Raw genomic sequence first — 12705 nt, 5'->3', positions numbered from 1 at the left:
GTGGTCCACATGATCTCGTTACGCCAACATGCGATTTCGCTGGCCGCGGTCTTCCTTGCGCTGGCCGTGGGAGTGGTGCTGGGTTCCGGCTTTTTCTCCGACACCCTGCTGTCCAGCCTGCGTAACGAGAAACGCGACCTTTACGCGCAGATCAGCGGACTCACCGACCAGAAGAATGCGCTGAGCGAGAAGCTCAGCGCGGCAAACAATTTCGACGCTCAGGTGCTGGGCCGGATCGTGCACGACGCGTTGACGGGCAAGACGGTGGTGGTCTTCCGCACCCCGGACGCCAAGGACGACGACGTGGCCGCCGTGTCGAAGATCGTCGGCCAGGCCGGCGGTTCGGTCACCGGGACGGTGACGCTGACACAGGAGTTCGTCGAGGCCAACTCCGCCGAAAAGTTGCGCACCGTGGTGAATTCGTCCGTCCTGCCGGCCGGCACCCAGTTGAGCACCAAGCTGGTGGATCAGGGTTCGCAGGCCGGAGACCTACTCGGGATCGCGTTGTTGATCAACGCCACCCCAGGCGCCCCCTCAGTTGACGACACCCAGCGGGACACGGTGTTGGCCGCCCTGCGGGACACCGGCTTTATCACCTATCAGCCCATTGACCACTTCGGCGCAGCAAACGCCGCGCTGGTGATCACCGGCGGGGGGGTGGCCACCGACGCTGGCAACCGGGGGGCCACGGTGGCCCGGTTCGCGGCGGCGCTGGCGCCGCATGGGTCGGGCACCCTGCTGGCCGGCCGCGACGGCTCGGCGACCGGCTCCGCCGCAGTTGCCGTGACCCGCGCCGACGGCGGCATGGCCGCGACCATTAGCACCGTCGACAACGTCGACGCCGAGGCCGGACGGATCACCGCGATCCTGGGCCTGCACGATCTGGTCAACGGCGGCCATAGCGCGCAGTACGGCGCCGGCAAAGGGGCCACCTCGCTCACCGTGCCGCAGTAGCGGTCGTAGTAGGTCACACCTAGGGCGTGTTACCGGCGGCCCGGCGCGCCGGATGTTAGGGTGGATTCCCGTGGGTTGGCAGGCCCATAACAGCCCTGCCCGTCTTCACGGAGGTCGCTTCAAGTGCGTAAGCATCCGCAAACCACCACCAAGCACCTCTTCGTCAGCGGTGGCGTCGCTTCTTCGCTCGGCAAGGGTTTGACCGCCAGCAGTCTCGGACAGCTACTGACCGCTCGCGGGTTGCATGTGACGATGCAAAAGCTCGATCCCTATCTCAACGTCGACCCGGGCACCATGAACCCGTTCCAGCACGGTGAAGTCTTTGTTACCGAGGACGGCGCGGAGACTGATCTCGACGTCGGGCACTACGAGCGATTCCTCGACCGCGATCTGTCCGGTTCGGCGAATGTCACTACCGGACAAGTGTATTCGACCGTCATCGCCAAGGAGCGGCGCGGTGAATATCTCGGCGACACCGTCCAGGTCATCCCGCATATCACCGACGAAATCAAAGGCCGCATCCTGGCCATGGCCGAACCGGACACCGACGGCAACCGCCCGGACGTGGTGATCACCGAAATCGGCGGCACCGTCGGCGACATCGAGTCGCAGCCCTTCCTGGAGGCGGCGCGGCAGGTCCGCCACGACCTCGGCCGGGAGAACGTGTTCTTTCTGCACGTGTCGCTGGTGCCGTACCTGGCCCCGTCCGGCGAGCTGAAGACCAAACCGACGCAGCACTCGGTGGCCGCGCTGCGCAGCATCGGTATCACGCCGGACGCGCTGATCCTGCGCAGCGACCGCAACGTTCCCGAGGCCCTGAAGGACAAGATCGCGCTGATGTGTGACGTCGACATCGACGGCGTCATCTCCACCCCGGACGCGCCCTCGATCTACGACATCCCCAAGGTGCTGCACCGCGAAGAACTAGACGCATACGTGGTCCGGCGGCTCAATCTGCCGTTTCGCGACGTCGACTGGACCGAATGGGACGACCTGTTGCGCCGGGTGCACGAGCCCCACGAGACGGTGCGAATCGCGTTGGTAGGCAAGTATGTTGAACTGTCCGACGCCTACCTGTCGGTGGGCGAAGCGCTGCGCGCGGGCGGGTTCAAGCACCACGCGAAGGTCGAGATCATCTGGGTGGCCTCCGATGGCTGTCAGACCCCCGCTGGCGCGGCGGCGGCGTTGGCCGAAGTGCACGGCGTGTTGGTCCCAGGCGGCTTCGGCATCCGCGGCATTGAGGGCAAGATCGGTGCCATCCGGCACGCACGCGCCAACGGGCTGCCCGTGTTGGGACTGTGCCTGGGTCTGCAGTGCATCGTGATCGAGGCCGCGCGATCGGTGGGTCTCAGCGACGCCAGTTCGGCCGAATTCGATCCGGAGACACCCGATCCCGTCATCTCCACGATGGCCGACCAGGAACAGATCGTGGCCGGCGCGGCCGACCTCGGCGGCACGATGCGGCTGGGCGCCTACCCGGCCGTTTTGGAGCCGGATTCGATTGTGGCCCAGGCGTATCAGACGACGCAGGTGTCCGAGCGGCACCGGCATCGCTACGAGGTCAACAACGCCTACCGTGACAAGCTCACCGAAGGCGGTCTCAGGATCTCGGGGACGTCGCCCGACGGTCATCTGGTGGAGTTCGTCGAATATCCGCCCGACATCCATCCCTTCATCGTCGGCACCCAGGCACATCCCGAGTTGAAGAGCCGGCCTACCCGCCCGCATCCGCTGTTTGTCGCATTCGTCAAGGCGGCCATCGAATACAAGGACGTCGAGCTGCTGCCCGTCGAGATTCCCGAAGTTGCTGAGCAAGCGCCGAACGGCAGCCCGCACCGGGATAGCGTCGGGCAGCCGCTACCCGAACCCGCATCTCGTGGGTGACCATGTCTTCGAGACCGTAGCGTCCGAAACCCTGCATCAGGGAGCCATTTTCGCGTTACGCCGGGATGAGGTACGGATGCCTGGCGGCACCATCGCGAAACGTGAAGTCGTCGAGCACTACGGTGCGGTTGCCGTCGTGGCGATGGACGACGACGGCAACATCCCGCTGGTTTACCAGTACCGCCACACCTACGGCAGACGCATATGGGAGCTGCCCGCTGGTCTGCTCGACGTCCCGGGGGAACCGCCGCACCTCACCGGCGTGCGTGAACTCGAGGAGGAAGCCGGCCTGCAAGCCGACACCTGGCAGGTGCTCATCGACATCAACACCGCGCCGGGCTACAGCGATGAATCGGTGCGGGTGTATTTGGCTACCGGGCTGACCCAAGTCGGCCGGCCGGAGGCCCAGGACGAAGAAGCCGACATGACGATGCAGTGGGTCGCCATCGCCGAGGCCGCGCATCGGGTGCTGCATGGCGAGATCGTCAATTCCATTGCCGTTGGCGGCATTCTGGCAGCCCACGCGGTGACGAACGGGTTCGCCGAGGCGCGCCCCTTGGACACCCCATGGATCGACAAGCCGACGGCGTTCATAACGCGGAAGACCGCGCGATGACGGTCGTGCTCGAGACGCAACTCCAGGGCTATCTCGACCACCTCACCATCGAGCGCGGCGTGGCGGCCAACACGTTGAGCTCCTATCGCCGAGACCTGCGCCGGTACTCCAAGCATCTGGAGGACCGCGGTATCCACGACCTCGCCAGGGTCGCGGAAAACGATGTGAGCGATTTCCTGGTGGCGCTGCGGCGCGGGGATCCCGATTCCGGGGCGGTGGCGCTGTCGGCGGTGTCGGCGGCCCGCGCGCTGATCGCGGTCCGCGGACTGCACCGCTTCGCCGCCGCGGAGGGGCTGGCCGAAGCCGACGTGGCGCGGGCCGTGCGGCCGCCGACACCGGGACGGCGGCTGCCCAAAAGCCTGACGATCGACGAGGTGCTCGCGCTGCTCGAGGCCGCGGGTGGCGATGGCCCGGCCGACGGCCCGCTCACACTGCGCAATCGGGCGCTGCTGGAGCTGCTGTACTCGACCGGGTCTCGGATCTCCGAGGCGGTCGGCCTCGACGTCGACGACATCGACACCGAGGCCAGGTCGGCGCTGCTGCGCGGCAAAGGCGGCAAGCAGCGGCTGGTGCCGGTCGGGCGGCCCGCCGTGCAGGCGCTGGACGCCTATCTGGTGCGTGGGCGCCCCGACCTGGCCCGTCGCGGCCGCGGAACGGCCGCCATCTTCCTCAATGCGCGCGGCGGTCGGCTGTCGCGGCAAAGCGCGTGGCAGGTGCTGCAGGACGCCGCCGACCGCGCCGGCATCACCTCCGGCGTCTCGCCGCATATGCTGCGCCATTCGTTCGCCACCCACCTGCTCGAAGGCGGCGCCGACGTCCGCGTGGTCCAGGAGTTGCTGGGCCACGCCTCGGTGACCACGACGCAGATCTACACCCTGGTCACCGTGCATGCGCTGCGTGAAGTGTGGGCCGGGGCCCACCCGCGAGCCACCTAGCGTTTCCAGCCGCACGCTCTCCAGGACTCAGCCCAGGTATTGCGATTCCAGCACCAGGTCGCTGACCAGGCTCTGGTATTCCAGGTGGGTCTTGTGCTCGGTGGTGCTCCAGTGCTGGCCCTGCTGGTCGCGCATGTACTTGCGGTACTTCGGGGCGCCCGGAACCCTCACGTTGTCGGCCACCACGACCGACCCCGTATGCAGCCAGCCCCGCGCCATAATGCTCTGCAGATCATCCAGGTAGGCGTCCTTGTCGTGATCGAGGAAGATGAAATCCAGTGCGCCAGAGCTGAATCCATAATCGTTGGCAAGCCGGTCCAGGGTTCGCCCCGCGTCGCCGATGGTGCCGACCACGCACGTCACGCGGTCGGCGACGCCGGCGTGGGCCCAGATCTGGCGGGCATTGGCGGCGTTGGCCTCGGCGAGTTCGACGGAATACACCTTCGCGTTGGGGGCCGCGCGCGCGATCCGCAGCGCGCCGTAGCCGCAGTAGGTGCCCAGCTCCAGGGCCAACGCGGCGTTGGCGCGTTGTACCGCGGCGTCGAGGATCAACCCTTTCTCGTCGCCAATGTTGATCAGGATCGACTTCTCGTAGCCGAACTTGTCGATGGTGGCCAGCACGTCGTCGATGTCACCGGGACGCGCGTTGTTCAGCACATAGTCGACCGCGGCGGCTTCGCGGCCGTCACCGATCTGACCCGTCCTGTTGATGTTGCGAATTCCGGGCGCCATCCGCCAGGCCGACCAGCGGAGCAGCGGAATCCTTCGCTTGAGGTTCATGGAAATCCACGATATGCGTCGCAGATATCGCCGGCGCTTGCACGTCCGCGATTGGTCGAGACACCCACTTCCGATACGGGTGTGACGGGTGTGACGTGAGACGGTTCGGCCCATGCAACCAGCGCTAATCGCCCGCGCGACACTGCGCTGACAACCCGGTTGGCGCGGAGCCAACCGTTAGACTTTCCTGCGATGTCCACCCTGACGCCCGTCACCTCCAGCCGCGACCGGGCATGACCGACCCCTCCGACGACGTAGTCGAAATCGGTCTGACCGGACGGCCGCCGCGGGCGATTCCCGAGCCCGGGCCGCGCACCTCGCACGGCCCTGCCAAGGTCGTCGCGATGTGCAACCAGAAGGGTGGCGTCGGCAAGACCACGTCGACGATCAATCTGGGTGCCGCGCTCGCCGAGTACGGCCGCCGTGTGCTGTTGGTGGATCTGGATCCACAGGGTGCGCTGTCCGCGGGCCTGGGCGTGCCCCACTACGAGCTGGACAAGACCATCCACAACCTGCTCGTGGAGCCACGGGTGTCGATCGACGAGGTGCTGCTGCACACCCGCGTCAAGCACATGGATCTGGTGCCCAGCAACATCGACCTGTCGGCGGCCGAGATCCAGCTCGTCAACGAGGTGGGCCGGGAGCAGACCGTGGCGCGGGCGCTGCACCCGGTGCTCGACCGCTACGACTATGTGCTGATCGATTGCCAACCCTCGCTGGGCCTGCTCACCGTCAACGGCCTGGCATGCGCCGACGGCGTGATCATCCCGACCGAGTGTGAGTTCTTCTCGCTGCGCGGCCTGGCGTTGTTGACCGACACCGTCGACAAGGTGCGCGACCGGCTCAACCCCAAACTGGACATCAGCGGCATCCTGATCACCCGCTATGACCCGCGGACGGTCAACTCACGCGAGGTCATGGCGCGCGTCGTGGAGCGGTTCGGGGATCTGGTGTTCGACACCGTGATCACCCGCACGGTCCGCTTCCCGGAAACCAGCGTGGCCGGCGAACCCATCACCACCTGGGCGCCGAAATCGGGCGGCGCCCTCGCCTACCGTTCGCTGGCCCGCGAATTCATCGACCGATTCGGCGCGTGACCGGCACCACGAACGGCTCTCAGCACGATACCGAGCACGGCCGGAAGGCACCGAAGAACGGCTTCTCGGATAGTCACTCGGCCGGCTTTCAGGTCCGGCTGTCCAACTTCGAAGGGCCGTTCGATCTGCTGCTGCAGCTGATCTTCGCCCACCGGCTCGATGTCACCGAGGTGGCGCTGCACCAGGTCACCGACGACTTCATCGCCTATACCCGCGAGATCGGTCCCCAGCTGGGCCTCGAGGAGACCACGGCGTTCCTGGTGGTTGCCGCCACTCTGCTCGACCTCAAAGCCGCCCGTCTGCTGCCGGCCGGGCAGGTGGACGACGAGGAGGACCTGGCGCTGCTCGAAGTGCGTGATCTGCTGTTCGCCCGGTTGTTGCAGTACCGCGCGTTCAAGCACGTCGCGGAGATGTTCGCCGAGCTTGAGGCCACCGCGCTGCGCAGCTATCCGCGCTCGGTGTCGCTGGAGGAGCGGTTCGCCGGGCTGTTGCCGGAGGTGATGCTCGGTGTCGACGCCGCGCGGTTCGCCGAGATCGCCGCGGTCGCGTTCACACCCCGGCCGGTGCCGACGGTGGCCACCGGGCACCTGCATGACCCGCAGGTCTCGGTTCCCGAGCAGGCCAGGCTGCTGCTCGCGATTCTGGAGACGCGGGGCGTTGGCCAGTGGGCCACATTTTCCGAGCTGGTCGCCGACTGTCAGGCGTCGATGGAGGTCGTCGGGCGCTTCCTTGCGCTGCTCGAACTGTATCGGGGGCGGGCGGTAGCATTCGAGCAATCAGAGCCGCTTGGCGTGCTCCAGATCTCATGGACCGGGAAACGGCCGACCAGCGAAGTGCGAGACCAGTAGTGACTGCAGATTTCCCGGAACCCGACGTGGCGGGCGGCATCCCGGACATCGCCGAGCCCGTGGAACTCGATCCTGACGAGCTCGGCTCGGTGCTCGAAGCCCTGCTGCTGGTGGTCGATACCCCCGTTACCGTCGAAGCGCTGGCCGCAGCCACCGAACAACCTGTCTACCGGATCGCCGCCAGGCTTCAGGCGATGGCCGACGATCTCACCGACCGCGACAGCGGCATCGATCTACGCAACACCGATGCGGGCTGGCGGATGTACACGCGCGCCCGGTTCGCGCCCTACGTCGAGAAGCTGCTGTTGGATGGCGCGCGCTCCAAGCTCACCCGCGCCGCGCTGGAGACGCTGGCGGTGGTGGCCTATCGCCAGCCCGTCACCCGTGCGCGCGTGAGCGCGGTGCGCGGGGTCAACGTCGATGCCGTGATGCGCACCTTGCTGGCCCGCGGCCTGATCACCGAGGTCGGCACCGACGAGGACAGCGGTGCGGTCACTTTCGCCACCACCGAGCTGTTCCTCGAGCGCTTGGGATTGACGTCGTTAACCGACCTTCCCGACATCGCGCCGCTGCTTCCCGACGTCGACACAATCGACGATCTGACCGAATCCCTGGACAGTGAGCCACGTTTCATCAAACTGGACCGCGGCCAATCGGCTGAGCGAGCACTGTCGTTCGACGTGGACCAGGATTGATGGCTCAGACTCACGATCCGGACGAGCCCCAGGGTATCCGGCTGCAGAAAGTGTTGTCCCAGGCTGGAATTGCCTCGCGGCGCGCCGCCGAGAAGTTGATCATCGACGGCCGCGTCGAGGTGGACGGGCACGTGGTGACCGAGTTGGGCACCCGCGTCCGACCGGACGCCTCGGTGATCCGCGTCGACGGGGCCAGGGTGGTCATCGACGATTCGCTGGTGTACCTGGCGCTGAACAAACCCCGTGGGATGCAGTCGACCATGTCCGACGACCGCGGGCGACCCTGCATCGGCGACCTGATCGAGCGAAAGGTGCGGGGCAACAAGAACCTGTTTCACGTCGGGCGCCTCGACGCCGACACCGAAGGGCTGATCCTGCTGACCAACGACGGTGAGCTGGCCCACCGGCTGATGCATCCCGCCCACGAGGTGCCCAAGACGTATTTGGCGACGGTATCCGGGTCGGTGCCGCGCGGCCTTGGCAAGACGCTGCGCGCGGGGGTCGAATTGGATGACGGACCGGCGCGCGTCGACGATTTTGCGGTGATGGATGCGATTCCGGGAAAAACGTTGGTGCGGTTGACGCTGCATGAGGGACGCAACCGGATTGTGCGACGGCTGCTGGCGGCAGTGGGATTTCCGGTGGAAGCGTTGGTGCGCACCGATATCGGCGCGGTCTCGCTTGGCAATCAGCGGCCGGGCAGCATTCGCGCGCTGCGGCGCGACGAGGTCGGCCAACTGTACAAAGCGGTTGACCTGTGAGCGACGTCGTCGTTGCCATCGACGGCCCGGCTGGGACCGGAAAGTCCTCGGTATCACGGGGTTTGGCCCGCGAGCTGGGCGCCCGATACCTGGATACCGGCGCGATGTACCGGATGGTGACGCTGGCGGTGTTGCGCGCCGAAGTCGACCCCGCGGACGCCGACGCCGTCGAGTCGGTTGCCTCGACCGCGCAGCTGTCGGTGAGCTACGACCCGGAAAGTGATCGTTGTTACCTTGCGGGACAGGACGTTTCGCCTGATATCCGGGGAGATGAAGTGACCCGTGCGGTGTCGGCGGTATCGGCGGTTCCGGCGGTGCGCGCGCGGTTGGTGGACCTGCAACGCCTGATGGCCGACGGTCCGGGCAGCGTCGTCGTGGAGGGCCGTGACATCGGAACCGTGGTGTTGCCCGACGCACCGGTAAAGATCTTTCTGACCGCGTCGGCCGAAACCCGCGCCCGGCGTCGCAACGACCAGAATGTCGCGGCGGGACTGGCCGACGACTACGACGGCGTGTTGGCCGACGTCCGCCGCCGCGATCACCTCGATTCCACCCGGGCCGTGTCGCCGCTGCGCGCGGCGTCGGACGCGGTGGTCGTCGACACCAGCGCCATGACCGAGGCCGAGGTCATCGCCCACCTGTTAGAGCTGATACGGCGACGAAGCGGGGCGGTGCGATGAGCCAGGACGGCACCTGGACCGACGAAAGTGATTGGGAGTTCGAAGGTTCCGATCCGAACGACGTCGCCGAATCGGCACCCGCGCCGGTGGTGGCGGTCGTCGGCCGGCCCAATGTCGGGAAGTCAACGCTGGTGAACCGGATCCTGGGGCGCCGCGAGGCGGTCGTGCAGGACGTCCCGGGCGTCACCCGCGACCGGGTCTCCTACGACGCGCTGTGGACCGGACGCCGATTCGTCGTGCAGGACACCGGGGGATGGGAACCCGACGCGAAAGGCCTGCAGCAACTGGTCGCCGAGCAGGCCTCGGTGGCGATGCGTACCGCCGACGCGATAATCCTGACGGTCGATGCCACCGTCGGCGCCACCACCGCCGACGAGGCCGCGGCCCGCATCCTGCTCCGCTCGGGCAAGCCAGTTTTCCTGGCCGCCAACAAGGTTGACACTGAAAGGAGCGAATCCGACGCGGCGGCATTGTGGTCGCTCGGGTTGGGTGAGCCCTACGCGATCAGCGCGATGCACGGCCGCGGCGTGGCCGACCTGCTCGACGACGTGCTTGCCGCGCTGCCCGAGGTGTCCGAGTCGGCGTCGGCCTCCGGTGGCCCGCGACGCGTCGCCCTCGTCGGAAAACCCAACGTGGGCAAGAGTTCTCTGCTCAACAAGTTGGCTGGTGACCAACGATCGGTAGTGCACGACGTGGCCGGGACGACAGTTGATCCCGTTGACTCACTCATCGAAATGGGCGACAGAGTCTGGCGTTTCGTCGATACCGCGGGGTTGCGTCGCAAGGTCGGCCAGGCCAGTGGGCACGAGTTCTACGCGTCGGTGCGCACGCACGGCGCGATCGATGCCGCGGAGGTGGTGATCGTGCTGATCGACTCGTCGCAGCCGATCACCGAACAGGATCAGCGGGTGCTGACCATGGTCATCGAAGCCGGGCGGGCGCTGGTGCTGGCGTTCAACAAGTGGGACCTGGTCGACGAGGACCGCCGCGATCTGCTGGAGCGTGAGGTGGAGCGCGAGCTCGCGCAGGTGCGCTGGGCCCAGCGGGTGAACATCTCGGCCAGGACGGGGCGCGCGGTGCAGAAGCTGGTCCCGGCGCTCGAGAACGCGCTGGCGTCGTGGGACACCAGGATCGCGACCGGCCCGTTGAACACTTGGGTCAAAGAGGTCGTGGCGGCCACGCCGCCCCCGGTGCGCGGCGGCAAGCAGCCACGCATCCTATTCGCCACCCAGGCCACCGCGCGTCCGCCCACGTTTGTGCTGTTTACCACCGGGTTCCTCGAAGCCGGCTACCGACGGTTCCTGGAACGACGGCTGCGTGAGACATTCGGTTTCGAGAGCAGCCCCATCCGGATCAACGTCCGTACGCGCGAGAAGCGGGGAACCCGGCGGCGCTAAGAGCGCAAATGTCGGACGCCGCGGCCGGGATCGCTTTAGGCTCTGCCAATGACGTTCGTGACCGTCCCGCCGCACCTGCTGGTGGCGGCGGCCGCGGATGTCACGGGCATCGGTTCGGTGATTAACGACGCCGCCGTGGCCGCGGCGGAACCGACCACCGGTGTGGTGCCCGCGGCTAGCGACGAGGTGTCAACGGCCACCTCGACGCTGTTTGGCGCATACGCCCAGGACTTTCAGGCGATGATCAAGCAGGCCAGCGCTTTTCGTGACAAGTTCGCCCAGGCGTTGTCATCCGCGTTCGGCGGCTACACCGAGACCGAGGCCGCCAACGCCGCCGCGAACGTAACTTTGGTGATGGGCGGCAGCGGCAATCCGATACCGCCACTGAGCTACGTGAACGCCGTTGTCGCGAAGTACATTACGCCCAATTTCCCGGGTTTCACCGTGGCCGACGCGCAGGCACTGTTCACGCCCGAGGCGTTTTATCCGCTCACCGGCATCAAGGACCTGGTTCCGAATGTGTCGGTGGCCCGGGGCGTCACGATTCTCGACAACGCAATCCAGCAGCAACTCAGTCTCGGCAATCACGTTGCCGTGTTGGGGTTTTCACAGAGTTCCATCATCGCGTCGCTGGAAATGGAGAACCTCGACCCCAGCGGTACGCCAAGCTCGCTGCCCGTCGTCTTCACACTGCTCGGTGACCCGATGAATCCCAATGGTGGTCTCCTGGCGCGCTTCCCGGGCCTGACTATGCCTAGTCTGGGTTTCACGTTCTACGGCGCGACGCCGGACAACGACTTCCCGACGAACATCTACACGATCGAGTACGACGGTTTCGCCGACTTTCCGCAGTACCCGATCAATGTCCTCGCCGACCTCAACGCCCTGGCCGGCATCTACTACGTGCACGGCACCTATGCGGATCTCACACCCGGACAGATCAATTCGGCCATCCCGTTGACGAACACGGTGGGGCCCACCCTGACCCACTACTACATGATTCCCAACCCGCATCTGCCGTTGTTAGAGCCGCTGCGCGCCATCCCGGTCGTCGGGAATCCGGTGGCGGACCTGCTCGAGCCGGACATGCGGATCCTGGTCAACCTGGGTTACGGCAGCCCCGACCAGGGCTGGTCGACCGGGCCGCCAAACGTGCCCACCTCGTTCGGTCTGTTCCCACCGATCAACGCGGGCGAAGTCCTGGGCGATCTGGCCACCGGCACCCAGCAGGGCATCGGGGCTTTCGTCAGCGACGTCGGCGCGCAGGGATCGGGTCTGTCGCTGTCCGGGGTCTCACAGCCGTTGTCGGTGATTCAGCCGCCGTCGCTGAGCGCACCACCGTCGATCCCCGGCGTCATCGGGTCGCTCCAGGCAACGAACACCAGTGTCACCAATGCCATTTCGAGTGCGCTTTCGACGGGTTACTCTGTTCTGCTTCCGACAACAGACTTCGGGAATGCCGCCCTCGTTTCTGTTCCGTCCTATGACGCCAATCTGTTCCTAAACGGGATCCTGCAAGCGGTCAACGGTGACCCGGCCGGGGTGATCAATGCCGTTGGCGATCCGATCGCGGCCGATACCGCGCTGTTCACCATCGCAGGCGGCTTTGAAGCGATAGTCCTCGTGTCTGCGGCCGAATCGATCGTCGGCGACTTCGCCAGCATCTAGCTGCGTTTCGTCCAACGTGTACTGAGGGCGAAAATCTTTGCCGATTTTCGCCCTCAGTTCACGCTTGTGAAGGGTCGCGGAGTGTGGCAACGCGCGTAGGCCTTCCGGGTCTGCGCTTCGTCTGCGGTAGGCTGTCGACCTGCCGCCGGTGACGTGCCGGAGGCACCGGGCTGTGGCGCAGTTTGGTAGCGCACTTGACTGGGGGTCAAGTGGTCGCAGGTTCAAATCCTGTCAGCCCGACACTGTCATGTCTCGGGACATCGTTGACGGGTGTCCCGAGACATGGTTTACACCTCTAGCCGGTTTTCGGGGCTGTTTCCGCATTTGACGCCGCGTGGTTGGTAGTCGCGGGTGGGGTCTAAGACGAGTTTGCGGATCAGTGTCCCGGTG

Annotated in this window: 12 protein-coding genes and 1 tRNA gene; 12 read left to right on the top strand and 1 reads right to left on the bottom strand. The window is 66.2% G+C overall.

What is annotated here, in order from left to right:
• Positions 1–9 precede the first annotated feature (9 nt).
• The 4 genes from JO236_RS09180 (at position 10) to xerD (ending at position 4389) form a co-directional block, all read left to right on the top strand.
• The gene (locus JO236_RS09180; RefSeq protein WP_293327688.1) at positions 10–954 is read left to right on the top strand and encodes a copper transporter; all 945 of its coding nucleotides are present in this window, start codon (positions 10–12) and stop codon (positions 952–954) included.
• A 123-nt stretch (positions 955–1077) separates the two neighbouring features.
• Positions 1078–2838: a CTP synthase gene (locus tag JO236_RS09175; protein WP_293327685.1), complete on the top strand. Its 1761-nt coding sequence runs from the start codon at positions 1078–1080 to the stop codon at positions 2836–2838.
• Positions 2831–3454 (top strand): NUDIX domain-containing protein, encoded by a 624-nt coding sequence (locus JO236_RS09170; RefSeq protein WP_293327682.1) that lies wholly within the window; start codon positions 2831–2833, stop codon positions 3452–3454. Before JO236_RS09175 ends, JO236_RS09170 begins: the two co-directional genes overlap by 8 nt.
• Entirely contained in the window at positions 3451–4389 is a 939-nt protein-coding gene (gene xerD / locus JO236_RS09165; protein ID WP_293327680.1) for a site-specific tyrosine recombinase XerD, read from the top strand. The genes JO236_RS09170 and xerD overlap by 4 nt, the downstream gene beginning before the upstream one ends.
• Before the next feature lie 27 nt (positions 4390–4416).
• Here the strand turns inward: xerD and JO236_RS09160 are convergent, their stop codons facing one another.
• The gene (locus tag JO236_RS09160) at positions 4417–5169 is read right to left on the bottom strand and encodes an O-methyltransferase (protein WP_293327677.1); all 753 of its coding nucleotides are present in this window, start codon (positions 5167–5169) and stop codon (positions 4417–4419) included.
• Between the two features lie 233 nt (positions 5170–5402).
• Between JO236_RS09160 and JO236_RS09155 the strand changes: the two genes are divergently transcribed.
• The 8 genes from JO236_RS09155 (at position 5403) to JO236_RS09120 (ending at position 12555) form a co-directional block, all read left to right on the top strand.
• Positions 5403–6266 (top strand): ParA family protein, encoded by an 864-nt coding sequence (locus JO236_RS09155; protein ID WP_293327674.1) that lies wholly within the window; start codon positions 5403–5405, stop codon positions 6264–6266.
• The gene (locus JO236_RS09150) at positions 6263–7114 is read left to right on the top strand and encodes a segregation/condensation protein A (RefSeq protein ID WP_293327671.1); all 852 of its coding nucleotides are present in this window, start codon (positions 6263–6265) and stop codon (positions 7112–7114) included. The genes JO236_RS09155 and JO236_RS09150 overlap by 4 nt, the downstream gene beginning before the upstream one ends.
• On the top strand, positions 7114–7809 hold the full coding sequence (gene scpB, locus JO236_RS09145) for an SMC-Scp complex subunit ScpB (protein ID WP_293327668.1): 696 nt from the start codon (positions 7114–7116) through the stop codon (positions 7807–7809). The genes JO236_RS09150 and scpB overlap by 1 nt, the downstream gene beginning before the upstream one ends.
• Complete coding sequence (locus JO236_RS09140) at positions 7809–8570, top strand: pseudouridine synthase (protein WP_416362199.1); 762 nt, start codon at positions 7809–7811, stop codon at positions 8568–8570. Before scpB ends, JO236_RS09140 begins: the two co-directional genes overlap by 1 nt.
• Positions 8567–9250: a (d)CMP kinase gene (gene cmk, locus JO236_RS09135; RefSeq protein ID WP_293327662.1), complete on the top strand. Its 684-nt coding sequence runs from the start codon at positions 8567–8569 to the stop codon at positions 9248–9250. The genes JO236_RS09140 and cmk overlap by 4 nt, the downstream gene beginning before the upstream one ends.
• Positions 9247–10647: a ribosome biogenesis GTPase Der gene (der, locus tag JO236_RS09130; protein WP_293327659.1), complete on the top strand. Its 1401-nt coding sequence runs from the start codon at positions 9247–9249 to the stop codon at positions 10645–10647. Before cmk ends, der begins: the two co-directional genes overlap by 4 nt.
• 48 nt (positions 10648–10695) lie before the next feature.
• Positions 10696–12315 carry a PE family protein gene (locus JO236_RS09125; RefSeq protein WP_293327656.1) on the top strand — a complete coding sequence of 540 codons (1620 nt, stop codon included), beginning with the start codon at positions 10696–10698 and terminating at the stop codon, positions 12313–12315.
• 166 nt (positions 12316–12481) lie between these two features.
• A tRNA-Pro gene (locus JO236_RS09120) sits at positions 12482–12555 on the top strand.
• Positions 12556–12705 lie beyond the last annotated feature (150 nt).

The organism is Mycobacterium sp., assembly GCF_019247635.1.
In the GTDB taxonomy this organism is placed as follows: domain Bacteria; phylum Actinomycetota; class Actinomycetes; order Mycobacteriales; family Mycobacteriaceae; genus Mycobacterium.
Note: the sequence above shows the minus strand (reverse complement) of the source record. Positions and strands in the feature narration are given on the sequence as shown.

Bases quoted from the DNA above. Each gene is read 5' to 3' on its own strand.
- JO236_RS09180 (WP_293327688.1), top strand. From the start codon at position 10: ATGATCTCGTTACGCCAACATGCGATTTCGCTGGCCGCGGTCTTCCTT.
- xerD (WP_293327680.1), top strand. From the start codon at position 3,451: ATGACGGTCGTGCTCGAGACGCAACTCCAGGGCTATCTCGACCACCTC.
- JO236_RS09160 (WP_293327677.1), bottom strand. From the start codon at position 5,169: ATGAACCTCAAGCGAAGGATTCCGCTGCTCCGCTGGTCGGCCTGGCGG.
- JO236_RS09155 (WP_293327674.1), top strand. From the start codon at position 5,403: ATGACCGACCCCTCCGACGACGTAGTCGAAATCGGTCTGACCGGACGG.
- JO236_RS09140 (WP_416362199.1), top strand. From the start codon at position 7,809: ATGGCTCAGACTCACGATCCGGACGAGCCCCAGGGTATCCGGCTGCAG.
- der (WP_293327659.1), top strand. From the start codon at position 9,247: ATGAGCCAGGACGGCACCTGGACCGACGAAAGTGATTGGGAGTTCGAA.
- JO236_RS09125 (WP_293327656.1), top strand. From the start codon at position 10,696: ATGACGTTCGTGACCGTCCCGCCGCACCTGCTGGTGGCGGCGGCCGCG.